This window comes from Agromyces sp. Y575 (assembly GCF_059445445.1).
The window spans coordinates 749,162-772,849 of the sequence record NZ_JCAIUI010000002.1; the positions used below are offsets into that span (position 1 = coordinate 749,162).

General features: G+C 68.8%; 23 protein-coding genes. 8 read left to right on the forward strand and 15 right to left on the reverse strand.

Annotated elements, in window-relative coordinates; genetic code table 11:
- The first annotated feature begins 197 nt into the window (after positions 1 to 197).
- Positions 198 to 1,118 carry an RNA polymerase sigma-70 factor gene (locus AC1C2U_RS09560; RefSeq protein WP_495361516.1) on the forward strand — a complete coding sequence of 307 codons (921 nt, stop codon included), beginning with the start codon at positions 198 to 200 and terminating at the stop codon, positions 1,116 to 1,118.
- A gap of 69 nt (positions 1,119 to 1,187) precedes the next feature.
- Here the strand turns inward: AC1C2U_RS09560 and AC1C2U_RS09565 are convergent, their stop codons facing one another.
- Entirely contained in the window at positions 1,188 to 1,853 is a 666-nt protein-coding gene (locus tag AC1C2U_RS09565) for a hypothetical protein (RefSeq protein WP_495361517.1), read from the reverse strand.
- 116 nt (positions 1,854 to 1,969) lie between these two features.
- Here AC1C2U_RS09565 and AC1C2U_RS09570 point away from each other — a divergent pair, with 116 nt between their 5' ends.
- Positions 1,970 to 2,548 carry a GIY-YIG nuclease family protein gene (locus AC1C2U_RS09570; protein WP_495361518.1) on the forward strand — a complete coding sequence of 193 codons (579 nt, stop codon included), beginning with the start codon at positions 1,970 to 1,972 and terminating at the stop codon, positions 2,546 to 2,548.
- A 38-nt stretch (positions 2,549 to 2,586) separates the two neighbouring features.
- Here the strand turns inward: AC1C2U_RS09570 and AC1C2U_RS09575 are convergent, their stop codons facing one another.
- The 4 genes from AC1C2U_RS09575 to AC1C2U_RS09590 are packed head-to-tail and all read right to left on the reverse strand — an operon-like array spanning position 2,587 to position 5,031.
- Positions 2,587 to 3,216 (reverse strand): class I SAM-dependent DNA methyltransferase, encoded by a 630-nt coding sequence (locus AC1C2U_RS09575; protein ID WP_495361519.1) that lies wholly within the window; start codon positions 3,214 to 3,216, stop codon positions 2,587 to 2,589.
- 35 nt (positions 3,217 to 3,251) lie between these two features.
- Complete coding sequence (locus AC1C2U_RS09580) at positions 3,252 to 3,680, reverse strand: cupin domain-containing protein (RefSeq protein WP_495361520.1); 429 nt, start codon at positions 3,678 to 3,680, stop codon at positions 3,252 to 3,254.
- 45 nt (positions 3,681 to 3,725) lie between these two features.
- A complete protein-coding gene (locus tag AC1C2U_RS09585) occupies positions 3,726 to 4,775 on the reverse strand; it encodes a S66 family peptidase (protein WP_495361521.1) in 1,050 nt (349 codons plus the stop codon).
- Between the two features lie 28 nt (positions 4,776 to 4,803).
- Complete coding sequence (locus AC1C2U_RS09590) at positions 4,804 to 5,031, reverse strand: hypothetical protein (RefSeq protein ID WP_495361522.1); 228 nt, start codon at positions 5,029 to 5,031, stop codon at positions 4,804 to 4,806.
- A 48-nt stretch (positions 5,032 to 5,079) separates the two neighbouring features.
- On the opposite strand from AC1C2U_RS09590, the gene AC1C2U_RS09595 reads away from it, so the two are divergent.
- A complete protein-coding gene (locus AC1C2U_RS09595) occupies positions 5,080 to 5,586 on the forward strand; it encodes a MarR family winged helix-turn-helix transcriptional regulator (RefSeq protein WP_495361523.1) in 507 nt (168 codons plus the stop codon).
- Between the two features lie 246 nt (positions 5,587 to 5,832).
- Here the strand turns inward: AC1C2U_RS09595 and AC1C2U_RS09600 are convergent, their stop codons facing one another.
- Positions 5,833 to 6,750 (reverse strand): NAD(P)-dependent oxidoreductase, encoded by a 918-nt coding sequence (locus tag AC1C2U_RS09600; RefSeq protein ID WP_495361524.1) that lies wholly within the window; start codon positions 6,748 to 6,750, stop codon positions 5,833 to 5,835.
- A gap of 257 nt (positions 6,751 to 7,007) precedes the next feature.
- A complete protein-coding gene (locus AC1C2U_RS09605; RefSeq protein WP_495361525.1) occupies positions 7,008 to 10,193 on the reverse strand; it encodes an efflux RND transporter permease subunit in 3,186 nt (1,061 codons plus the stop codon).
- Positions 10,194 to 10,318: 125 nt separating this feature from the next.
- Here AC1C2U_RS09605 and AC1C2U_RS09610 point away from each other — a divergent pair, with 125 nt between their 5' ends.
- Positions 10,319 to 10,861, forward strand: coding sequence for a MarR family winged helix-turn-helix transcriptional regulator (locus AC1C2U_RS09610; RefSeq protein WP_495361526.1), 543 nt, complete (start codon positions 10,319 to 10,321; stop codon positions 10,859 to 10,861).
- A 2-nt stretch (positions 10,862 to 10,863) separates the two neighbouring features.
- Here AC1C2U_RS09610 and AC1C2U_RS09615 read toward each other — a convergent pair whose 3' ends face one another.
- The 3 genes from AC1C2U_RS09615 to AC1C2U_RS09625 form a co-directional block, all read right to left on the reverse strand.
- Positions 10,864 to 11,586, reverse strand: coding sequence for a flavin reductase family protein (locus AC1C2U_RS09615; RefSeq protein ID WP_495361527.1), 723 nt, complete (start codon positions 11,584 to 11,586; stop codon positions 10,864 to 10,866).
- Between the two features lie 126 nt (positions 11,587 to 11,712).
- Complete coding sequence (locus AC1C2U_RS09620) at positions 11,713 to 12,774, reverse strand: FAD-dependent monooxygenase (RefSeq protein WP_495361528.1); 1,062 nt, start codon at positions 12,772 to 12,774, stop codon at positions 11,713 to 11,715.
- A complete protein-coding gene (locus AC1C2U_RS09625; RefSeq protein ID WP_495361529.1) occupies positions 12,771 to 13,550 on the reverse strand; it encodes an FAD-dependent monooxygenase in 780 nt (259 codons plus the stop codon). Before AC1C2U_RS09625 ends, AC1C2U_RS09620 begins: the two co-directional genes overlap by 4 nt.
- 60 nt (positions 13,551 to 13,610) lie before the next feature.
- Between AC1C2U_RS09625 and AC1C2U_RS09630 the strand changes: the two genes are divergently transcribed.
- Both AC1C2U_RS09630 and AC1C2U_RS09635 read left to right on the forward strand, forming a co-directional pair.
- Positions 13,611 to 14,582 carry a cation diffusion facilitator family transporter gene (locus AC1C2U_RS09630; protein ID WP_495361530.1) on the forward strand — a complete coding sequence of 324 codons (972 nt, stop codon included), beginning with the start codon at positions 13,611 to 13,613 and terminating at the stop codon, positions 14,580 to 14,582.
- A 100-nt stretch (positions 14,583 to 14,682) separates the two neighbouring features.
- Positions 14,683 to 15,879: an AI-2E family transporter gene (locus tag AC1C2U_RS09635; protein WP_495361531.1), complete on the forward strand. Its 1,197-nt coding sequence runs from the start codon at positions 14,683 to 14,685 to the stop codon at positions 15,877 to 15,879.
- A gap of 116 nt (positions 15,880 to 15,995) precedes the next feature.
- Here AC1C2U_RS09635 and AC1C2U_RS09640 read toward each other — a convergent pair whose 3' ends face one another.
- Together AC1C2U_RS09640 and AC1C2U_RS09645 are read right to left on the reverse strand one after the other, a co-directional pair.
- Positions 15,996 to 16,814, reverse strand: coding sequence for a DNA/RNA non-specific endonuclease (locus AC1C2U_RS09640; RefSeq protein WP_495361532.1), 819 nt, complete (start codon positions 16,812 to 16,814; stop codon positions 15,996 to 15,998).
- A gap of 49 nt (positions 16,815 to 16,863) precedes the next feature.
- On the reverse strand, positions 16,864 to 17,616 hold the full coding sequence (locus AC1C2U_RS09645) for a GAP family protein (protein ID WP_495361533.1): 753 nt from the start codon (positions 17,614 to 17,616) through the stop codon (positions 16,864 to 16,866).
- 361 nt (positions 17,617 to 17,977) lie between these two features.
- On the opposite strand from AC1C2U_RS09645, the gene AC1C2U_RS09650 reads away from it, so the two are divergent.
- Complete coding sequence (locus AC1C2U_RS09650; protein WP_495361534.1) at positions 17,978 to 19,864, forward strand: cation:proton antiporter; 1,887 nt, start codon at positions 17,978 to 17,980, stop codon at positions 19,862 to 19,864.
- Positions 19,865 to 19,942: 78 nt separating this feature from the next.
- Here the strand turns inward: AC1C2U_RS09650 and AC1C2U_RS09655 are convergent, their stop codons facing one another.
- Positions 19,943 to 21,418: an MFS transporter gene (locus AC1C2U_RS09655; RefSeq protein WP_495361535.1), complete on the reverse strand. Its 1,476-nt coding sequence runs from the start codon at positions 21,416 to 21,418 to the stop codon at positions 19,943 to 19,945.
- Between the two features lie 83 nt (positions 21,419 to 21,501).
- Here AC1C2U_RS09655 and AC1C2U_RS09660 point away from each other — a divergent pair, with 83 nt between their 5' ends.
- Positions 21,502 to 21,981 (forward strand): winged helix-turn-helix transcriptional regulator, encoded by a 480-nt coding sequence (locus AC1C2U_RS09660; RefSeq protein ID WP_495361973.1) that lies wholly within the window; start codon positions 21,502 to 21,504, stop codon positions 21,979 to 21,981.
- A gap of 27 nt (positions 21,982 to 22,008) precedes the next feature.
- Here the strand turns inward: AC1C2U_RS09660 and AC1C2U_RS09665 are convergent, their stop codons facing one another.
- Positions 22,009 to 22,923: an NAD(P)/FAD-dependent oxidoreductase gene (locus AC1C2U_RS09665; protein ID WP_495361536.1), complete on the reverse strand. Its 915-nt coding sequence runs from the start codon at positions 22,921 to 22,923 to the stop codon at positions 22,009 to 22,011.
- 230 nt (positions 22,924 to 23,153) lie between these two features.
- A complete protein-coding gene (locus AC1C2U_RS09670) occupies positions 23,154 to 23,522 on the reverse strand; it encodes a hypothetical protein (RefSeq protein ID WP_495361537.1) in 369 nt (122 codons plus the stop codon).
- Between the last annotated feature and the right edge of the window lie 166 nt (positions 23,523 to 23,688).

Below are 23,688 nucleotides of genomic sequence, written 5' to 3' on the forward strand. Positions count from 1 at the left end.
TCGAGAACCTGTCTTCGAAACCTGAGACGAGATAGCCCGACCGTCTGTGACACGCTGACGGAGGAGGGACCGACGAAGGCCGTTGCGGCGGCGCACCCAGACCGCGGGAGCTCAGTTCCCATCCGTATGTCACAGACGGTCGGGCTATCTCGTCTCAGAGTTCGAAGGCAGATTCTGGTCTGGAAGGAGGGGTTGGAGTGAACGATGCCGAGGAGTTCCAGGAGCTGCGGCCGCTGCTCTTCTCGATCGCCTACCGAATCCTGGGCAGTGTGAGCGAGGCCGAGGACGCGGTCCAGGAGACCTGGCTGCGCTACGAGGCCAGCCCGACAGAACCGGTCTCGACCAAGGCATACCTCTCGGCCGTGGTGACCCGGCTCTCGATCGATGTGCTGCGATCCGCCCGCGCCCGCCGGGAGGAGTACGTCGGTTCATGGTTCCCCGAACCGCTGCTGACCGACCCTTATGAGGACCCCGAGCGGTCGGCGGAGCTGGCCGACTCAGTGTCGATGGCTGCCCTGTTGCTGCTCGAGCGCCTGAGCCCGCTGGAGCGGGCGGTTTTCGTGCTGCGGGAGGTGTTCGGGTTCAGCTTTCCCGAAGTGGCGTCAGCGGTGGGGCGGTCGGAAGCGTCGTGCCGCCAGCTCGCGGTGCGGGCGCGCCGACACATGGACGCCGGACGCACTCGATTCGCGGCGGATCGCCTGGAGCGGGAAGAACTCGCCGAGCGATTCTTCGACGCCTTCAGAAGGGGGGAGATCAGCGGGCTGCGCGAACTCCTCACCGCCGACGTTCAGATGGTCGGAGACAGCGGTGGCAAGGCCCCGCTCTGGGGCAAGGGCATGTTCGGCGCCGAGAACGTGACCCGCGTTTTGACTGCGATGCAACCGTTCGTCCGGATCGGCGGCGTTGTGGAACGGCATGAGGTGAACGGCCAGCCGGGCGCGATCTTCCGCGACCGCGACGGCAAGGTCGTCAACACCCTGGCGCTCGACATCGTCGACGGGCGGATCCAGACCATTCGTGCGGTGATCAACCCCGACAAGCTCGGGCACCTGGGTACCGTTGCCGACGCCTGGGCGGTCGTCCGCGAGGCGAACGAGGCCCGCCGCCAAGCGGAATGACCGACCTCGGGCAGGGCCGACTCAAGGCCGGACCGAACGCCGAGCTCGGCACCGGTCGACTCCCGCCGATCAGCCGACGAACCCGCGGAAGGGATCGTTCTCCTCCGCGCGTCGCTCGCGTTCGCGGCCGGCGGCCCGCACCCCCCGGTCGAGGTCGAGCAGCAGGTCGTGCACTCGACCATCGCGCTCTGCTTCGTAGGTTTCGTCGACCTCGATCTGAGGCCATTCGCCCCACTCGCGTTCGAGGCGTATCTCGATCGCGCCCGACACTTGCTCCCACGCCTCTTCGCGGGCCCGTTCGGCGAAGGCGCTGAGGTACTCGGGGTCGTTGCGACGCACCCACAGCTCTTTCGCCACGGCGGCGTAGACCTGTTCGCGGCGACGGAGGTTCGCGGCATCCACTCGCCGGTAGTCGTGTTCGTGCGACGACCTGCCCTCGCGGCTCGCGGCGGCCGAGCGGGTCTCGCCCGTGCGTTCGGCGACCTCGTCGGCCTGTTGCACGAGCTCGTAGAGCACTTCGCGTGCGGCGGCCGCAGCCCGTTCGGGATCGAACGGCTCTTCACCGCGGAGCGCCTCGACGATCAGCCGGTTCCTCAGCGCCATGCGCCCGGCGAACTCGGTGACGAGCACACCCTCGGCGAGCATCTCGTCGAATGTCGGGGTCGGCGCCTCGGGCAGGGCATTGCGATCGAACGGCTTGAACCGCCGCGCGCGCTTGCCGTGCCAGAAGGTCATTCCCGTCAACCTCTCGAACGTCGGTGTCCGCCGCCGTGCGGCGGATCGGAATCGAGCCTACCGCGGCCGTCTGACGCGCCGGCGGTCACGTCGGTGGCGGCCGCTAGCCTGCCGGTATGAGCCGAGCGGATGCCGCGGTGCGGGCGTGCAGCATCACCGTCGACGGTGCTCCGTGCCCGGCGCCGACCGAGCCCGGCGCACCGCTCGACCTCTGCACTTCCCACCTGCTCGAAGCCTACGACTGGGTCGCTCGAGGGGTCGGCGTGACCGACCTGCTGCCCGGCCCGTGCCTCGTCTGCGGGTCGTGGGTCGGCGTCGACTACCCGTCGGGCCGCATCTGCGCGGTCTGCGAGTGGCGGGTCGGCGACGTGCCCGACCTCGCCGTTGCCGACCCACGTGTCGACGTCGTCTACTACATCCGGTACAGACAGCAGATCAAGATCGGCACCTCCGGCAACCCGCGCACGCGAGTTGCGAGCCTGCCGCACGACGAAGTGCTCGCGTTCGAGCTCGGCGACCGAGTCGTCGAGCAACGTCGGCATGCGCAGTTCACGGCGCACAGATTCGCGGGCACCGAGTGGTTCGCGGTGCACGACGAACTGCTCGCGCACATCGCCGAGCTGAACCTCGGTGTCGCCGACCCGTGGGCTCAGTACGACCGCTGGGTGAGCCGCCGGCTCGCGGCTCAGGGGTAGGGTGCCTCCCACCCGACTCGTGTCCCGTGCCCGCCCGCCTACCGGGCGTTGACCGGTGAGGTCGCGGAAGCAGAGCGACGGGCCATGATCGCCGCGTGCGGTCGGCGCCCGTCATCACTGCGAGTGTGGACCTCCTCGACCGTGAAGCCCGCAGAGTTGAGCTGTTCCGACATCTCATCGGGCGGCCAGAAGTAGGCGGTCGTGACCTTATGCGGGAACGGCTCGACGCTCGCGCCGTCGAAGAAGCCGAGCAGCAGGCTCCCGCCCGGTGCGATGCAGCGCGCGAACTCGCTCAGGATCGACGGGACATCCGCCGGCTCGGAGTGGATCATCGAGAACCACGCGAGGACTCCCCCGGCGTGGGCGTCGGAGACGCCGAGGTCGTGAAGCGAGCCGACGCGGAACGGAACGCCGGGGAACCGTTCCTTCGCTCGAGCGATGAACGCGGGAACGAGATCGACGCCCTCGACGTCGCAGCTCAGCCGCCGCAGGAAGTCGGCCCAATGACCTGGTCCGCACCCGGCATCGATCACCGGACCGGACACGCTCGCGCCCCATCGCGAGATGAGTTGCTGGTCGAATAGGTGCATCTGGGCGATCGTGCCCATCAGGGAGATGTACTCATCCGCTCGGCGGGTGTAGGCGTCCCGCACCTCGGTACTCGTCACGTCTGCCACCCTACGAGACGGGCTTCAGCCACCGACTACCAGGGCGACGGGCGGTCGTTGTCGCGCTGGCTGTCGTCGGGGAGGTGCGGCAGCTCTGAGCCGCCCGCGCGAATGCACAGCCACCGCAGCTGCTCGGGGCTGTCGGGGACGCAGCGCCACGTGCGCCAGACGCCCTGACCCACGCGCACGACCGTGCCGGGGCCGACATCGACGATCTCGTCGTTCAGGCCCATCTGCCCGCGCCCCGCGAGGAACACGTAGACCTCCTCGACGCGCGAGTGCGCGTGCCAGTAGCCGGCCTCTTCACTCGGCTCGAACGCGTTCGCCGTCATGCCGATGTACTGCATCGTCAGGTCGTGATCGACGACCCGTCGACCGTCACGCGAACTCTCCGGGCGGAAGCCACCGAAGTGCTCCCGCCAGTCGTCGAGCCCGCCCATCTCCAACACCTCGTAGTCGCTCACGGCGTCACTGTAGCGGCTACGTGACGCGCGCGCGGCCGATGGCGCTCAGGCGTAGTCGGCGAAGACGCGGCGCGCGCGGGCGTCGACCGTGATCAGGCCGCCGTGCGGCAGGATCCACTGCGGTCGGGTGTGCCCGAACGGAATTCCCACGCAGATCACGGCTTCGGGGTTGTACCGCTGCACGATCCCGGTGACGACATCGCGCTGTTCGTCGCGCAGGCGGGCGCGCTCCGCCGGGTCGGGCCGCCGCTCGAAGTCCGAGACGGGCGGGCGGGCGAGGAGCACCGCATCCACGGCATCGAGAATGCCGCGCTCCCCCAGTGCGCGTACGATCCACCCCACGTTGCGTGCTGGAAGCAGCTCTTCTGACGTCTCGAGGAGCAGGATCCCTCCGTCGAGCACAGCCGCGTCGGAGGGAAACCGTCCCGCGGCGAGGAACTCCTCCATCACCTCGAGGCACCCACCCCACGAGGAGCCGGTGACGGTGCGCTCCGGTCCGAACCAGCTCCACGGTTCGGTCGGTTCACGTTCGCCGTTTTCGCTGAGGGCGCGCGGATCGCGCCAGTCCAACCCGACGTCCTCTGACTCTCCCGGGTTCTCGATCTCAAGGGTCTCCCCCGTGAGCAGGGCAGCGCGCAGCGATCGTGCGTGCACATCATCGACGAAGGGGCCAGCGCCGAGGTGAAGTTGCGATGAGCCGCCGTAGAAGCTCGCAATCCCGTTGCCCCACAGCCAGTTGTGCAGGTTCGTGTTGTCGCTCGTGCCGAGCACGGGCTTCGGGTCGAGCCGGGCGAGCTCGGCATCGAGGTAGGGGATGACCGCGATCTGGTCCTCCCCACCGATCACCGGGAGGATCGCCCGGATCGACGGGTCTGCGAATGCCGCATTGAGGTCGGCGGCTCGAGCCTCTGGACTGGCGTCGAGTAGGCGTGTCGTCGGGTACTCGACCGGCACGAGTCCCGTGACCTCGACGAGTCGGCGCATCGCCTGCTCGTGCACCTCGGGAAAGGGGCCTGGCGCCGCGAACGATGGTGAGACCACGGCGATGCGGTCACCGGGTCGGGCTTTCGGAGGCTGCACGAGTCGGGACGCCATGCGTCTCAGTCAAGCACGGCGCCGGGGATCAGGGGCAATGCAGCTGGGTGCGCTCGCCCGATCGATCGATGACGTGGCGCGACATCGGAGCGCCGCAGAGCGGGCACGCGGGTGGAACGGCAGGAGCCGGCTCCTCGTCGTACGGGCCGAGGGGCGGCGGGCCGATGTAGGGCAGCAGCTTGGCGTTCAGCCGGTCGATGAAGCCCGCGTAGCCGCGTTGGGCCCCCGCTGGAGTCTCCCTCTTTCTTCGTGTCACAATGATTAGTGTACTAATCATTCGTCGCCCACGTCATACTGGAGGCCCATGAACGCCCGCAGCGCACCCCACGAGGACATCCTCGACGCCCCCGCGGCATCCCTTCGACAAGCTCAGCACGGCGCCGACGATCTGCTCGCCCTCGAGAACCAGGTGTGTTTCGCCCTCGCAGTCGCCGCGCGCGGCGTGATCGGCGTCTACCGGCCGATCCTCGAACCACTCGGCCTCACGCACCCGCAGTACCTCGTCATGCTCGCCCTCTGGCAGCGCAATCCGCGCACGGTGCGCGACCTCGGCGAGGCGCTGCAACTCGAGCCGGCCACCCTCTCCCCGCTGCTCAAGCGACTCGAAGCGCAGGGCTACCTCACACGAGAGCGCAACGAGCGCGACGAACGGGCGCTCGACGTCGCGCTGACCGATGCGGGCCGCGAGCTGCGCGAGCAGGCGCTCGCGATTCCGCCGCAGGTCGTCGACCGGCTCGGCATGAGCCTCGACGAGCTCGGGATCCTTCGCGACCGCCTCACCGAGGTGATCGCCGCCGTGCAGCGCGGCTGACGGGCGTCCGCAAGCGCTGGTGCTCATCGGTGAGCCCCGATCCGCGTCTGCGTCGGCATCCGCATCCGCGTCGGCGTTGGCATGTAGGACACCCGCGTCTTTGTAGGACGTTTTCACGCGCACGCGTCCTACAAAGACGCGAACGACCTACAAACCAGGAGCGACAGGCGAGAGCGAACCACCAGGAGCGGCAGGCGAGAGCAGACCAGGAGCACTGGCAGGACAGCCAGACGGATGCCGGCGAGGTCAGCGCCCAGGCTCGTACCCCGCAACCCGCCCGTCGGCCGAGGCGTACTTCACGATCAGGCTCGCATCCATGCCGCCGAGCCCCTCGCCGATGAGCCGCTCGAACTGCTCGAGTGCGAGACGCGCCGCCGGCAGGTGCAACCCGGCCTCCCCGCCGGCCGCGACGGCGAACGAGAGGTCCTTCTCGGCGAGCACGGTCGTGAACGTCGCGTCGAAGCCGCGGTTCGCTGGACTCGTCGGCACGACGCCGGGTACCGGGTACCAGGTGCGCAGCGACCACGACTCCCCTGACGACACGGATGCCACTTCGTAGAACTTCGCCGGGTCGAGTCCGAGCTCCGCGGCGAGTTGCGAACCCTCGGCGACACCGAGCAGCGAAACGAAGAGCATCAGATTGTTCGCGAGCTTCGCGGCGATGCCCATCGTCGGGCCACCGACGTCGAAGACGTGCCCGGCGAGTGGTTCGACGAGCCCGGTGGCCTCCGCGACATCCGCCGGCTCACCGCCGAGCATGAAGGTGAGCGTGGCCGCCTCGGCGCCCGCGATTCCGCCCGACACCGGTGAGTCGACGAAGCGGAAGCCACGGCCGACGGATGCCTCGTGGCAGAACCGCGACGTCGCCACATCGACCGTCGAGGTATCGAGCAGCAGGGCCGTGGTCGGCGCCGTCGCCCACACCCCGTCATCACCGCCGAAGACCTCGCGCACGTGCTCGCTGCGCGGCAGCGACGTGAACACTGCGTCTGCACCTTCGACCGCCTCGGCGATGGTCGCCACCACGCGCACGCCGCGCTCGGAGGCGGCGGTACGCGCGGCCGGCACCGGATCGACGCCCCGCACGACGTGCCCCGCCGAGACGAGATTGCCCGCCATCGGGCCGCCCATGTTGCCCAGACCGATCCACGCGATGGTGGCCATGGTCCCTCCCGACGTCGTCGACGCGAAGCACGCGCGGGCGGAAACCGACCGGTTCCACCTCGCATCCACGATACGTCGGGCGCACCCGCGCGGCCACCGCTGTCGCACGGGCAGCCCTGCGCACTGGCGTGCGCACCCCGTCGCACGCGCACGGCACGAATCAGGAGAAAGGCCCCGAATCAGGACGATCTCGCGAGAATCGTCCTGATTCGGGGCCGTTTGCCTGAATTCGGGCTCAGGTCACGCCGGGCACAGCGTCAGAGTTGGTCGGACGCCTCGGGCACGGCGGCATCCGGTCGCTCCGCCTCGTGCTTCGTCTCGTGCTTCGTCTCGTGCTTCGTCTCGTGCTTCGTCTCGTGCTTCGCATCACGCTTCGCCTCGCGTCGCTCGCGGCGGCCCTCGATGAGGAGGTACAGCACGGGCACGAGCACGAGGGTCAGCAGGGTCGAGGAGATGAGGCCGCCGATGACGACGATCGCGAGGTCCTGCGAGATGAACCCGCTCGACCCGGTGACGCCGAACGCCATCGGCAGCAGGGCGAAGATCGTCGCGAGCGCGGTCATCAGGATCGGGCGCAGTCGCTGGCGAGCACCGTTGAACACGGCGTCGGCCACCTTCTGACCTTGCGCACGGTACTGGTTCACGAGGTCGATGAGCACGATCGCGTTCGTCACCACGATGCCGATCAGCATGAGCATGCCGATGAGTGCCGAGATGCCGAGGGGGCGGCCGGTCGCGAGCAGCAGGGCGATGGCACCCGTCGCCGCGAACGGGATCGACACGAGGAGGATCAGCGGCTGCCGCAGCGAACGGAACGTCGCCACGAGAAGCATGAAGACGATCGCGATCGCGACGAGCATCGCGAGGCCGAGCTGCTCGAACGACTCCGTCTGGGTCGAGGCGAGGCCGCCGATCTCGGCGGTGACGCCCTGCGGCAGCTCGAGTTCGGTGAGGCTCTCCTGCACCGAAGTCGTCACGGCGCCGAGCTCGCCCTCTTCGGGCGTGATCGAGATGGTCGCGACGAGCTCGCCGGCATCACGGGCGATCGACGTCGGCACGGTGACCTCTTCGACGGTCGCGACCTCCGACAGCGGCACGAAGCCGGCGGGGTTCGCAGCACTCGGCAGCATGACCTGTTCAAGTTCGGCGATGCTCTCGGGCGCCGGTGCGCCGTCGAGGAAGATGCGGTACTCCTCGTCGTCGAGCCCGATCGAGCCGATCGCCTGCGGCGAGAGCGTGCCCGCCACGATGCCGAGCACCTGCATCTCGGTGAGACCCTGCTCGAGCGCGGTGGCGCGGTCGACCGTCACCTGCACGATCGGCTGCGCGGGCGCACGGTCGCTCGCGACCTCGGCCGCGTTCGGCGTGTCTTCGAGGGCAGCGAATACGGCATCGGATGCCTCGGCGAGGTCGCTCTCGTTGGCGGCCTGCACGATCACGTCGACGCTGCCGCCGAAGCCGCCCATCGCGGCCGAATCGGCGAGGGCGATCTCACCGGCATCCTCGATCTCGGCCAGACGCTCACGCACCTCGTCTTGCAGCGCGGTCTGGTCGACGTCTTTCGACGTGTTCACAATGTACGTGGCGGTGCCGCCCGAACCGCCGAGCATTGACATCATGCCGCCGCCCGAGCCCGCCGTGAGCATGACGTCGTCGACGCCGTCGATGTCGAGCAGCACGTCTTCGACCTGTTCGGCGCCCGCCGACACGGTCTCGAGGTCGCTCCCGGCCGGGAACTCCTGCGTGACCATGATCATGTTCTGACCGGTCGAGCCGAGGAAGTCGACCTTCAGGAGCGGCACCATCGCGAAGGTGATGACGAGCAGCAGCACCGAGGAGACGAGCGTGATCACGGGGTGCTTCTGAGTGCCGCGCAGCACCGGCGCGTAACCGCGCTGCAGCCAGCCCTTGCGCTCCTTCTCTTCGGCGGCGAGGCGGGTCGCCTCGACATCGACGAGGTTCTTCGGCTGGCGGAGGAACCAGTACGAGAGCACCGGCACGATTGTCAGGGCCACGAGGAGCGAAGAGAGCATCGCGATCGTGACGGTGAGGGCGAACGGCGCGAACAGCTCACCGACCATGCCGCCGACGAGGGCGATCGGCAGGAATACGGCGACGGTCGTGAGGGTCGACGACGTGATCGCGCCGGCGACCTCCCGCACGGCGCCAAGGATCGCCTGCACCTTCGGCTCGCCATACGCGAGGTGACGCTTGATGTTCTCGATCACGACGATCGAGTCGTCGACGACGCGCCCGATCGCGATCGTGAGCGCACCGAGGGTGAGCATATTGAGCGAGTACCCGCCGAGGTTCAGCCCGATGAAGGTCACGAGCACCGAGAGCGGGATGGAGATCGCGGTCACGAGCGTCGATCGCACCGACAGCAGGAAGAGCAGGATGACGACGATCGCGAAGAGGAGGCCGAGCAGGCCCTCGATCGCGAGGTGCTGGATGGACTCCTCGATGAACGGCGCCTGGCTGAACAGCACGGTCAGCTCGATGCCGTCGAGTTCGTCGCCGAGCTCGGCGAGGGCGTCATCGACACCGTGCGACACGGCGACCACGTCGGCATTCTGCGTGGCCGTGATCGACAACGACAGGGCTTCGACGCCGTTGGTGCGGGTGATCGAGGTCTGCGGTTCGGTCACGAGCTCGACGGATGCCACGTCGCCGAGTTCGACGACGGTGCCGGGTGCTGTCGTGCTCGCGAGCGGGATCTCCCGCAACACGTCGAGCGAGTCGATCGGCTCGCCGCCCTGCACGGGAAGCAGCTGACCGTCTTCGGTGATGCTGCCGAGCGGCAGGGTGATGCCGTTGGCTTCGAGCGCCTCGGAGATCGCCATCGGCGAGATGCCCTGCTCTGCGAGCGCGGCCTGGTCGGGGGTGATCACGACACGCTCGGTCTCAGCACCCGAGACCGTGGCGGCGCGCACGCCGTCGACGGATTCGAGGCGCGGCACCACGACGTCGTCGAGGGTTGCGGAGAGCTCGCTCAGCGAGACATCCGTCGCCCCAGCGGTCAGGAACATGATGGGCAGGGATGAGGTGCTGCCCGAGAGCACCTCGGGTGCCGCGTCTTCAGGGAGCGTTGCACCGAGCCCGTCGATCGCGTCGGTGAGCGATGCGGTGAATTCCTTGGCGTCGGTGCCGTAGGCATAGGCCACCGAGACCGTGGACATGCCGCTCGAGGAGGTCGCGATGACCGATTCAACGTCGTCGAGGTTCGTCAGGGCCTTCGAGATCGGCACACTGACCTGTTCGTCCATGACCTCGGGGCTCGCGCCGGGCAGTACGGTGACGATCGCGGTCTGCGGCAGCTCGGTCGACGGGATGAGCTCTTGCTTCAGCTGCGTCATCGAGAAGACGCCGAAACCGGCGATCACGAGTGTCACGAGGGCGACGAGCGCTCGATTGGCGAGGCTGAAACGCGCGAGTCTGAACATGGCCGTCCTGGGGGTCGAGTGAGCTGGAGTCGGGAACGCATCTGCTTCGTGCGACACGAAGCTTCGTGTCAGGCTACGTTTCCGTTCCTGTGCCGCGGCTGGGAACGTGCCGGTACGGTGGTCGGGTGGAGAGCTTCGATGTCGATGCCGCCGACCGCGGCGCGCTGCTTGACGAACTCCTCCGCATGCAGGCGGCCATGGAGACCACCGTGGTGCCCGATATCGTCGAGCCGTTGCTCTCCATCCGCCTCACGATGCAGCAGCTCAAGGTGCTCGGCATCATCATGACGAACCCCGACGGCAGCACCGTGCAGGGCCTCTCGAAGGCCCTCGGCGTCTCGCTTGCGACCATGTCGGGCATCGTCGACCGGTTGACCGGTCACGACATGGCCACTCGCGTCGACGACCCCAGTGACCATCGGATACGTCGAGTGCTCGCCACCGCGAAGGGGCGCGAGCTCATGCAGGAGCTGCTCGCCGCCCGCCCCCAGCTCAGCCGTCCGCCGCTCGAACGACTCGATGTCGAAGACCTCCGCGCACTCACCCGGGGCATCGGCGCGTTGCTGCGAGTGATGGAGGCCGAGGCGGCAGCGGCCGAATCGGCGGCCTCAGGCGACGCAAAGGCTGACAGCGCCGCCCCTGAGCCTGAGCCCGGCCCCAAGCGCTGACTTCAGCCTCGGTACCACTCCTCGTCGATCGTCGCGAGGCGCGAAGGCCGCACCTCGTCGCCGAATCCGAAGAACCGCTGGAAGCTCATCATGAGCGGTCGCCAGCGCTCGGGGTCGATGCGGTTGGCATGGCCCGGTGCGCGAACACCCTCGTGCACGTGCACGCGCACGATGTCGACTTCCACGGCCAGCAGGGCGGCAGACGCGAGGTCGGAACTGCCGAGCAGCGGATGCACCGCGGTGACCCTCCCCTCGAGGTGCACCGGGCATTCGAGCACACGAGGCGGGGCGACGACCTCGGCGGCGATCTGGTGCGCACCGGCCTCGGTGAACTTGTCGCGCACATGCCGGTAGCCGACGCTCGCCTTGCGCTCAGAAACCGGGTCACGTCCGGTCGTGAGCGCGAGCCTGTCGACGACGTCGACCTCGGCGACGGAAGGCAGGTTGATCACGACCTCCCGTGTTGCGACGAGGTTGCGCCCGGTCTGCGATCGGGCCGCGATGCCGAGCACCGCCGTGTGGCCGAGCCACCACACGGATGAGATCGGCGCGAGGTTCGCGTGGCCGGTCTCGTCGACCGTGGTGAGGAGCGCGACCGGGGTGCCGAAGTACAGGATCGCGGGGTCGATCGCAGCGTGGGCACCGGCGGGTGCGTCGGCGCCTGGTCGGCCGGCCCTTGGGCTGGCGTCGGCGGTGCGCGGGTCGGTCTCGGTGAAGGTGGTCATGTCCTGCTCTCGTCATCGTCTGACTCGAGCATCGCGCGTCGGCGGCGCCGGATCCGGCGTGAATCGGACGTCGCGTCGGCGAGGTCTCCTCAGTCACCCTCCGAGATACGCGTTGACCGGCGCCCCTCACGCGCCGGCGAGGCGCGCCCGAGCGGCGTCGAGCGCACTGCCCGTACCCGGCGAGAGTACCTCTGCGACGACGAACCCGTCGCGGCGCACGAGGTAGACGCGGTCGCGGCGGAGCCGCCGGTCACGCGGCCCGCTCGTGTGGCGCGCGAAGACGTGCGCCTCGACCCCGAGCTCGGCGGCGATGCGGCGCACCGCACGCTCGGGAACGCCGTAGCCATGCACCTGCCATTGCATCGAGCGCAGCGCGGCGAAGTTGTCGCCGGTCCACGGCAAGCGCACACCGACAACGCCGTCGCGTCGCGTGCCAGCGGCATCCGGCACCGCGTAGCGGATGCGGGTCTGCGAGACGTAGCCGAACACCCGGCGTCCACCGATGAGGCGCGGCAGCAGCCGGACGACCAGCGGTCCGATGAGCGGCACGATGCGCCCGCGCACGAACTGCGCGAGCGGCGTCGACGACGTGACCACGCCGAACGCCCGGTCGGTCGTCGCGACGAGCACCTTGCCGACGGGCCGCCGCTCGGCCTCGTACCGGTCGAGCCGCGCGTCGGGCATGCCGCCCACCACCACGTCGGCGAGCGCGCACGCGAGATTGTGCGCCTCCTGCAGCCCGGTGTTCATTCCCTGTGCGCCGATCGGCGAGTGGATGTGCGCGGCATCGCCCACGATGAAGCACGGCCCCTCCCGGAAGCGCGCGGCGAGTCGGTGGTGCAACCGGTAGGTCGTGAACCATGCGGATGCCTCGTACCGCACGCCGAACTCCCGATCGACCAGCGCCCGCACGAGCGACTCCGACAGTTCGCCGTGCTCGTCTCGATCGCGATCACGCACGACCCCGAGCAGGCGGGCGCGGCCCGGCCCCATCGGGAAGCCGAGCAGGAAGTGCTCGGCCGTGATGCGCACGTTGATCCCCCCGTCGACGAGACCGGTGACGCCTGAGGCATCCGCGACGTAGAAGGTGTGCTCGTTCGTCACCCCCTCGAAGGGGATGCCGAGCGTGTCGCGCACCACCGAGTGCGCCCCGTCGGCGCCCACGCAGTAGCGGGCGCGCACGGTCACCGCGCCCGTCGGCCCGGCGAGCGTCGCGGTGACCCCCGCTGCGAGCGTATCGAGACCCGCCGCTGAGATGCGTTGCTCGGGTACTGCTGGTCGAGTAGCGAGCGCAGCGAGCGTATCGAGACCCGCCGCTGAGATGCGTTGCTCGGGTACTGCTGGTCGAGTAGCGAGCGCAGCGAGCGTATCGAGACCCGCCCCGGAGACCTCGAGCCGTTCGAGTCGGTGGCCCNAGCGAGCGTATCGAGACCCGCCGCTGAGATGCGTTGCTCGGGTACTGCTGGTCGAGTAGCGAGCGCAGCGAGCGTATCGAGACCCGCCCCGGAGACCTCGAGCCGTTCGAGTCGGTGGCCCCAGCGCACCTCGCGCCCGAGATCGGCGAGCGCATCGACGAGCAGCCGTTCGTTGCGGCTCTGCTCGAACACCGTGATCTCGCGGTACGGCGTGACGCCGGCGCCGAAGGCTCGCAACGGCAACCGCCCGAACGGCCGGTGCCCCCTGCCGGCGCCCGGCACGACGAAGGTCGCCGAACAGCGTTCTGCGAGCACGCGGTCGACGAGGCCGAGTTGGTCGTACAGCTCCATCGATCGCGCCTGCACTCCGAGCGCACGGGACTCGCGGGTCGGGCCGACCTTGCCATCGACGACGACCGTATCGACGCCGAGCTTCGCGAGGCACACCGCGAGCATGAGCCCGCTCGGCCCGGCCCCGACGACGAGCACATCGGTGTCGAGGCGCCCAGCGGATGCCTCAGCGACGGCTGACTCGGCGGCCTCACCCATGTTCCAACTGTCGCACTCGGCCGCGTCGAATGCCAGACTCGAACTGGGGAGGGGGAACGCGTGAGCAGAAGGAAGAAAACCGACGCAGCGGGCGAGAGCCTCTTCACCGTGCTCATCGCCCTCGTCGTGAACGCGCTCATCGCGACCGCGAAGTCGTTCGCCGCGGTGATCACGGGCTCTGCGTCGATGGTCGCCGAGGCAGCGCACTCCTGGGCCGACACCGGCAACGAGGTGCTGCTCGTCATCGCCGAGCGCCGCTCGGGAAAGCCCGCCGATGCGCGGCATCCGCTCGGCTACGGCAAGGACGCGTACATCTGGTCGATGTTCGCGGCATTCGGACTGTTCACCGCGGGATCCGTGGTCTCGATCCAGCACGGCATCACCGAACTCTTCGATCCGGAACCGGCGAAGGACTTCGGCATCGCGTACGTGGTGCTCGCCATCTCATTCGTACTCGAGGGCATCTCCTTCCTGCGCGCGTTCCGGCAGGCGCGCACCGCAGCGCGCACCCGGAGCCTGAACACCCTCGAACACGTCGTGCGAAGCTCAAATCCGACGCTCAGGGCGGTCTTCGCCGAAGACTCCTCGGCGCTCATCGGCCTCGTGCTGGCGTTCCTCGGCGTCATGCTGAACCAGGTCACCGGCTCGCCGGTGTACGACGCGCTCGGGTCGATCTGCATCGGTGTGCTGCTCGGTGTCGTCGCCGTGGTGCTCATCGCCCGCAACCGCGCGTTCCTGCTCGGCGAGGCGGTCGACGACCAGACCCGCGACACCGTGCTGGCCGAGCTGCTCGCGCGGCCCGAGATCGATCGGGTCACGTTCCTGCACATCGAGTACACCGGCCCGGGCATGGTGTTCCTCATCGCCGCCGTCGACCTGGCGGGCGATCGAGCCGAAGAGGATGTCGCGGTCGAACTGCGCCGCATCGAAGACGAGCTGGAGCGGCATCCGCATGTCGGCCGGGCCCTGCTCACCCTCGCCGACCCCGGGAGCGCCTCGCTCTCGCCGGTCGCGACCACGCCGCCCCGCTGAGACGCGCGCGACGGATTCTCGAAGAGATCCGCCCGAACGTGAGCCCCGCTCGCTATCGTGGGGGCAGGCGCGGCCGTGCGGCTCGCGGATCGGAGTCCCCATGCGGTGGAACAAGAGACGATCTGGGCCCGAGGCGGCGTCGAGCAACGGCCCGGACGAGACCGTCGCCGCGCTGCAAGCGCGCGGCGGTGAGCACCGCAACGAGTTCATCCTGATGGGTCTCGGCGGGGCCGCCCTCGCCGCGTTCGGCCTCGCCGGCATCGCCGGCATCGTCGCGCCTGTGTTCCTCGCACTCGTGTTGACGATCTGCGTGCACCCGCTGCGGGTCACGCTCGAGAAGCGTGGGGTGCCTCGCGGACTCGCGACGGGCTCGGTCATCGCCGCCGTCACCGTGCTGCTCGTGGCCTTCGGATACGCGATTCTCGTCGCCTTCGGACAGTTCGCAACCTTGCTGCCTCAGTTCGCCGACGAGATCAAGGCGTGGGGAGCCGATCTCGCCGCGTGGCTCGGCTCGCTCGGCATCGGCACCGAGGGGGTCGATGCCCTGTTCGCCAGCTTCGACCCGTCGGCGCTCATCGCCTTCTTCGGCGGCGTCGTCGGCGGTGTCGCCGGTTGGGTGTCGGGCCTCGTCGTCATCTTCACGATGCTGATCCTCATGGCGTCGGATGCCGGCTACCTGCCGACCCTCTTGCGACAACTGCAGCCACACCGCCCGCTGCTCGTGACCGCGCTCACGAGCTATGGGTCGAACGTGCGCCGCTATATGGTCGTCACCACCGTGCTCGGCCTCGCCCAGGGCTTCGTCAATTGGCTCGCCCTCATCATCATCGGGGTGCCCGGTGCGTTCATCTGGGGCCTGCTCGCGTTCCTCTGCAGCTTCATTCCGAACATCGGCTACTTCATCGCCATCATTCCGCCGATCATCTTCGGCGCACTGGTCGGCGGCTGGCCCATGGTCATCGCCGTGATCGTCGTCTACGGCCTCGTCAACGCCGTGATCCAGTCGATCATCCAGCCGAAGGTGGTCGGCAATGCAGTCGCGCTCAGCCAGACGATCACGTTCTTCTCGGTGCTCTTCTGGGCGGTGATCATCGGGCCGATCGGAGCGATCCTCGCGATCCCGCTCACGTTGCTGGTTCGCATGGTGCTCGTCGACGCGAATCCGAATTCCTTCTGGATCCGCCCGCTGCTCGGCGACCTCGACGAGGCGAAGGAGTCCATGGCCGAGACGGATGCCGCGACGAAGGCCGCACGCAAGGCGAAACACGCGGGCGCACCCGCGCCGCTGGTCGAGTAGCGCCCGCGCCCCCTCCGCTGGTCGAGTAGCGCCCGACGAAGGAGGACGCGTATCGAGACCTCCCGCGCAAGGTCTCGATACGCTCGCTCCGCTCACTACTCGACGAACGATTCCCGTCAGAGCCAGATGTCGTCGGATGCCTCGAGCCGCCTCCACCCTGCGGCAGCGATCGTGCGCGGCAGCACGTCGGCGGCGATGAGCTCGGGCATGACGAGACCGGTCAGCCCAGCGACATCCGACACCGGCACCTGGAAGGTGCGGAACGGGCCGAGCGGTGGGGCCTCGCCCGGTGCGAGCGCCGCGACCTCAGTCGCGCCGACGAGCGGCCCCTGGTCGACGACGAATGCCGTCGTCGCGAGTTCGCCGCCCGAGTTCCACGCGACGACCTTCCAGAACCGCAGGGGCACTCGGATGCCGCGATACGGCGGATCGCCCGCGGCGAGCACCGGCGCGGTGAAGACGCTGAGCTTCAGGCCGTGAGCCTCGGCGTGCTCGAGCACGTGGTCTTCGAGGCCGAGCCAGAGCTCTTTCGACTGGTTGAAACCCGAAGCCTGCGGCGCCGCATTCGGGTAGCGGAATGTCTCGGCATTCGCGCGTGCCGCGACCTCTGGTGAGCCCCACACCGGGTCGCGCCGACGCACGAGGTGCCCGCGATCGAAGTCGTTGCGGGCGTAGATCTCGGGCCCGGCCTGCCAGTCGGCGGGAATGCGCTCGTCGAGCTGCCAGTCGTCAGCGCGTGGGAGGTCGAGGAGCGAAGCTCCGTCGACATTGACGCCGGTGACCATGGCGAGACGCCGTGCGGTGTCGAGCACGACCGTGAAGTGCAGGTAGTCGAGCTCGACGACCGCGACGGGATCGACGGGCGCCGAGGCATCTGCTTCGCCGACTCGCGGCAGAGCCGCTTCCACACCCAGGAACCGCGCGTCGAAACCCATACCCCGAGTCGACCACGACCCGCTGACACGGCGCGAGACGGACACGGCGCTAGAAGATCGAGTTGAACAGCCCGAGCTCCACCGCCGCCGCCCGGAACAGGAGGAACCCGATGATGCCGACGATCCAGCCCGTCGCCTCGGCGGCGTTCTTCTCCATCCACGCGCCGAACCGCGCGAGGGGCCGCTCCATCGCCCGAGCGGCGACGAGCCGCAGCACGAGCAGCACGATGGCCGGCAGCACCATCACGATGCAGTAGCCGGCGAGCAGCAGCAGCCGAGCACCGGCGTCGTACTCCGATGTCGTCAACAGACCGATGCCGACGAGATACGGAAGCATCGACGCGACCTCGACGGCGGCCGCCGCGACGGCGAGCCCCATGAGCGGCAGCATGCTTCCGGCCTCATCGCCGACATCCGTGACCGCGCGCTCACGCCACCGTGCGAATCGGCCGGGGCCGGACCGCTTGCGTTTTCCGCCGATGAAGAAGGAGCCGACGAGCATGGCGGCGCCGAGCACGAGCTGCACCCAGAGGAACGCGGGGGTCGCCGAGAGCTCCATGAGCTGCGGCAGTACCGTCGCGGCGATGGTGAGCAGCACCACACCGACCACGAGGTAGAAGCCGGCGACCGTCGCGAGGTACAGGAGGATGCGGCCCGGCCGCAGCTTGCCTGGCGCGAGCAGCAGCCAGGTCGGGATGAGCAGGGTGCCGAAGCTCGTCGAATCGACGAGTGCCAGCAGCGCGAGTGCGCCGAGGAGGGCGGGGCCGGTGAGGGCGGCTCCGCTCAGAAGGTCGAGGTCCACCCGTCAAGACTGACGGATGTCGCGGCCCCGCGAATCCGCCGCGCGACGGATCTCGGCCCGTCGCCCATGTTCGGCAGCATTCTGCCGATATCTCTTGCAGGCATCCTCGTGTGCTGCGGTCATGGGCAGATCGGCAGTATTGTGCCGATTCGATTCAGCTTCCGTCGAGCGGAGTTTGGCGGAGTTGGCGGAGTAGCATCCGTGGCACTCTCGGATGTCACTTCCTCAACTGGGCGTTCACCTCGATCGTCGACGTCACGGCGGCCGCCCTGTACGTGCGCGGCGACGAGTGAGCCGACGGCATCCGCTCGCCTGACGCACCGTGCGCGATGGCCGCCGCCGATGACGAGAGAATGCTTCTATGGATCTGCTCCTCGTGGGGGTACTCGCGCTGCTCGCCATCGCTGCGGCAACGGCCATCGCACCGAAGCTCGGCGTGGCCGCGCCGCTGCTGCTCGTGCTCGTCGGGCTCGGCGTGGGGCTGCTGCCGGGCGCGCCGTCGATCGAGATCGACCCCGAATGGATCATCGCGGGTGTGCTGCCCCCGCTCCTCTACTCTGCGGCGGTCTCGATGCCGGCGATGGAGTTCCGGCGCGACTTCGGTGCGATCAGCGGACTCTCGGTCGTGCTCGTGGTCGTCACGGCCGTGTTGCTTGGGCTGCTGTTCGCGTGGCTGATCCCCGGCCTCGGCATCGCCTGGGGCATCGCGCTCGGGGCGATCGTCAGCCCCACCGATACGGTCGCGACGTCGATCGTGAAGCGACTGGGAGTCTCGCCACGGGCCGTGGCGATGCTCGAGGGGGAGAGCCTGCTCAACGACGCGAGCGCGCTCGTGCTGCTGCGGGCCGCGATCGCGGGCGCTGCGGCATCCGTCTCGCTCTGGAGCGTCGCAGGGTCGTTCGTGTACTCGATCCTCGTCGCCGCGGTCATCGGCGTCGCCGTCGGCTGGGTCAATCTGCGGGTGCGAGCGCGCATCCCGAACCCGACGGTCAACACGGTGATCTCGTTCACGATGCCGTTCCTCGCGGCGATCCCGGCCGAGCACCTCGGCGCATCGGGCCTCGTCGCCGCCGTGGTCGCGGGGCTGATCACCGGACGCGGGGCGGCACGCCACCTCAGTCCGCAGCATCGACTGTCTGACGCCCAGAACTGGCGCACGATCGAGCTCGTGCTCGAGGGCGCGGTGTTCCTCGTGATGGGGCTCGAGCTCACGGCGATCGTCGCCGACGTCGAAGAGGCGCACGCGGGCGTCTGGTCCGCGATCGGTCTCGCGGCGCTCGCACTGGTGTGCACGGTGCTGATCCGCGTCGCCTACGTCGCGCCACTGCTCGCCGGCCTCGAACGCCGAGCGCGCAGGGGCGCCTCGATCAAGGACGTCCTCGCCGATCGAGCGGCCGGCGGAACGGCGACCTTCGGCGGTGCCCCTGCCCGCGGAGATCGGAGCCGCGAGCGGGGCCGCGCCTCCATCGGGACGAAGCAACTGGAGCATCGGGCCTCACCGGAGGAACGACGACGCGGCCCCGTGCCCTCGGCCGCGACCGTCGAGCGCTTCCGAACGATCTGGCGGCGCCGCGTCGCCGACATCGACTACTTCCTCGCCCAGCCGCTCGGCTGGCGCGAGGGCACGATCGTGGTCTGGGCCGGAATGCGCGGCGTCGTGACGCTCGCCGCCGCGCAGACGCTGCCAGCCGAGACCCCGAGCCGCTCGCTGCTCGTGTTCATCGCGTTCCTCGTCGCCGTCGGCTCGCTACTCGTGCAGGGCGGTACCCTGCCGTGGCTCGTGCGCCGGCTCATACCGGCACGAGATCCCGACGAGAGCGTCGCTGAGCGGCGCGAACTGCAGCAGATGATGCGGTCTGCCGCGATGGCCGAGATCGCCGACGCGGACGACCCGGCGCTGCGCTCACTCGCGGAGCGGATGCGCGCAGCCTGGCAGGTGTCGCACGACGAGGGCGCGAGCGAAACGGATGCCACGGGCGAGGCGGATGCCGCGATCGACGTGGATGCCACGAGCGATGCGGATGCCACGAGCGAGCCGAGTGAACCGGCGAACGCCTCGCCCGGGGCATCCAACCGCCGTATCGACCCCGAGCTCGTGCGCGTGATGCGATTGCGCATGATCGAGGCGGAGCGCACAGCGCTGCTCGATGCACGCGACGATGGCACGTTCAGTGCCGCCGTGCTCAGCGCCGCACTCGAAGATCTCGACGCCGAGCAGATCAGCGTCGAGCTGAAAGAGGGCGCCTGACACGAGCGCGGCGACCGTCGACGCGTGCGGGCATTCGCACGGTCGACGGCCCGCTCAGTCGCCTTCTCGGCGACGTCGTCACCGGACGCTCACACCTGCGGCGTCCTCGGCAGACTCGGGCGTCTCCCCCGCGTCGTCGGTGGCCGTGACGGATGCCGCACGCCGACGCAACCCGAACGCCATGATCACCGTGGCGATCAGCACGGCACCGAGTGGCACGAGGAACGCCAGACGGTAGGCCTCGAGTTTGCTCACCGGGTCGCTGTCGAGGGCGGTGAGCGTGATGAGGCTCGCGACGATCGAGAGGCCGAGCGCCGACCCGAACTGGAACATCGTGTAGAGCAATCCGCTCGCGAGCCCCTGCTCCTCCTCGGCGATCCCGTCGGTCGCGGCGATCGTGAGCGGTCCGTACACGAGGGAGAACGCGAGGCCGAGCACGAACACCGCGGGGAACATGGCCAGGTAGGTCCACTCCGGCCCGAGCGGCAGGATCAGCGCGTAGGCGACCACTGCGAGGAGCAGCCCCACGACGATCACCCGATCGTTGCCGAACCGGTTGACGAGTTTCGGGGTGAGGGTCGGCGAGAGCACGGTGTCGATCGCGATCACGATGAGCAGCAGGCTCGTCTGGATCGGCGTCCATCCGAGCATCTCCTGCAGGAAGAGCACGAGCACGAACTGGAACCCCGAGTATGCGCCCGAGAACAGGAGCGCGGAGGTGTTCGCGCGGAGCAGGGCACCGGACCGGAGGATGCCGAGCCGCACGAGCGGGCTCTTCGCACAACGCTCGATGGCGACGAATGCGCTGAACAGCGCGATGACGAGCGCCACACCGCCGAGCGTCCACGGCGGGCCGACGTGCGGAGCGCGTTCGATCGTGAACACGAGGAGCATGATCGCGCTCGTGACGGTGAGAGCGCCGAAGACGTCGAGCCGGCCGCGCGACACGGGTCGTTCTGCCTTCGGAATGAACACGATCGAACCAACCAGGATGAGCGTGGCGAGGATGACGGGGACGAAGAACACCCAGCGCCAGTCGATCGCGCTGAGCAGCCCGCCGATCACCAGCCCGAGCGAGAACCCGCCCGCTGCCGTGCCCGAGTAGATGAGCAGGGCCCGGTTGCGCAGGGGCCCTTCCTCGAACGACGTCGTGATGATCGAGAGGCCGGCCGGCGTCATGAACGCCGCCGTCACGCCGGTGACGAATCGAGCGAGGATCAGGAGCCAACCGTCGGCGGCGATTCCCCCGAGTCCGGAGAAGACGATGAAGAACGCCAGAGCGATGAGGAAGACCCGGCGCCGACCGAACAGGTCCGCGACGCGACCGCCGAGCAGCATGAACCCGCCGTAACCCAGCACGTACGCGCTCATCACCCATTGCAGTTCGCCTGTGGAGAGGCCCAGGTCGGCACGGATCGCCGGGAGCGCGACAGTCAGCATGCCGATGTCAGCACCCTCGAGGAAGATCGCGCCGCAGAGCACGAGGAGTGCACCCCAGCCCTTGGCCCCGAGACCCGTCGGCGGGTCGGTCGGTGTCGCCGCGCGTGCATTCACAGACATCCTTCGGGGTTCCCTTCACCAGACGATTCATGGTTACTTCTTGTAACTAGGCCCATCTTGAGTCACTATTGGGAACTGTGGAAGACGGCACTTTTAACTCATCCGGTTACTGCAGGGATACCGACCCCGATGACGCGCACCAGTGGGACACCCGCGAAGACTGCGACGTGCGGCAGATCCTCGATCGGGTCGCCGACAAATGGTCGCTCCTGACGATCGCGCTCCTCGAACGACGTTCGCTGCGATTCATGGAGCTTCGTCGTGCGATCGACGGGGTGAGCCAGCGCATGCTCACCCAGACGCTCAGGCACCTCGAGCGCGACGGCATCGTGAAACGCACCGTGTGGGCGACGGTGCCACCTCGTGTCGACTACGAGCTGACTCCACTCGGCGCGACGCTGTACGGCACGATCAAGCTCCTGGTGGACTGGACCGAACTGAATCAGGGCGAGATCGCCGAGGCACGCAACCGTTACGACGCACAGCACGCGGAAGAGGGCCGGCTCGCTGAAGCGGGGCGCCCTGCTGAACCTCAGGTGCTCGTCAACGCCCGGTGACGAGCTCGCCGGCCCGGTTCGCCGCGTTCAGCCGCCGGCGATGTCCTCAGCAGTGAGATCGGCGTTGATGGCTCCGGCGATCAGCGACCCCGCTCCGAGCGACACCGAGACGTTCGAGCGTGGATCGACCACGTTGCCCACGGCCCAGACATGCTCGACACTCGTGCGGCCATCGGGGTCGACCACGACCCAGGAGCCGTCGGCGTCGTCGCGACTTCGCGCGCCCAAATTGCGCAGCAGCTGGTCTCGCGGGTGCAGCGTGGTTGCGGTGAAGATCGTGTCGACCGGCACCGACCTGCCGTCGCGCAGCTCGACGGCATCGAGCCGGCCGGCGTTCGAGCGAACAGCTTGTACCCACCCGGGCTCGATCCGAATGTCGCGCAGCTCGAGCGCCTGCCGCGCTTCTGCCGAGGGCTCTCCGAGGTCGTTCGGGAAGTAGACGATCCGGTCCGACCATTGGCGCAACTGGTGCGCCTGGTCGATCCCCTTGGGTCCGGTTGCGACGACGCCGATCGTGTGGTCGCGACGTTCCCACCCGTCGCAATAGGGGCACACGACGACACCGCGACCCCACTGCTCGCGCAAGCCGGGAATGTCAGGGAGCCCGTCTCGGAGCCCGGTGGCGACGATCAGCCGCCGTGCTGTCACGACCTCTGAAGGGCCGTCGACCTCGATGCCGCCACGGCCGGCGCGAGCGGTCTCGACTCGCCCATCGACGACAACGCCCCCGTACTGCTCGACCTCGCCGCGACCCAGCTCGAGCAGCCGCGTCGGCGGCAGCCCGTCATGGCCGAGCACGCCGTGCATGTGCTGGGCGACGCCGTTTCTCGGGTCGCCCGCATCGAACACGATCACGCGCCGGCGCGCCCGCGTCAATGAGAGTGCGGCGCTCAGCCCGGCCGGACCGCCGCCAACCACCGCAACGTCGAACAGATCAGGCATTCTGCGTTCCTCACGATCGGCGCTGTGGCCCCGGGTTCCCGGTTCCATCGTGCTGACAACGATCATCCGCCGCAAGCGGACGACAGGATGCGGCGTGAAGCCCTCAGCGCACGCGAAGGGTCGCGAGGATGGCGGAGAACTGGTGTGTGACAACTCCGCCGGGTCGCGAGCTCGTCGGGGATGCCAGTCGGCCTCGAGGCAATCGGCACCGCCTCGAGGCGCCGGCTGAGCTACGTGAAGAGCCCCGCCGCCCACAGCAGGCAGAGCGCCCCTGCGGCGATGAAGACGATCCACGACGGATGCCGCCCGCGGCTGTAGACCAGCGGCAGCAGGCTGCACGCGAGCAGGGTCCAGCCGATCGCGGCGACGACGGTGGACGCCGTCGTGCCGATCGCGAACAGCAGGAGCACGACGGCGATGCCGAGTGCGAGCATCGACGTCACGTGCCAGGCGAAACGGATCGTGCCGAGCGGGAACCCGACACCGCGAAGCTGCGGAAGCTCGGCCTGCCGGTACAGCGGGCCGACGATGTACACCTCGCCGAGGATCGAGTGGGCGATGCCGAGCACCGTCATCAGGGCCGCAGCGACGAAGAGCATGTGCTGACGCTACCGACAACGGCGGGCACCGCGACGATTCCGGGCTGACCGGCGCGAGAATACCCGCCTCGCAGTTCCTCGCCAGTCGTCACGCACTGGTGCCGTCACAACGCAGCCCGAGCCGCGACCTTCTGCCGCGACCCTTTGTCGCGACCTTTCCCGCGAC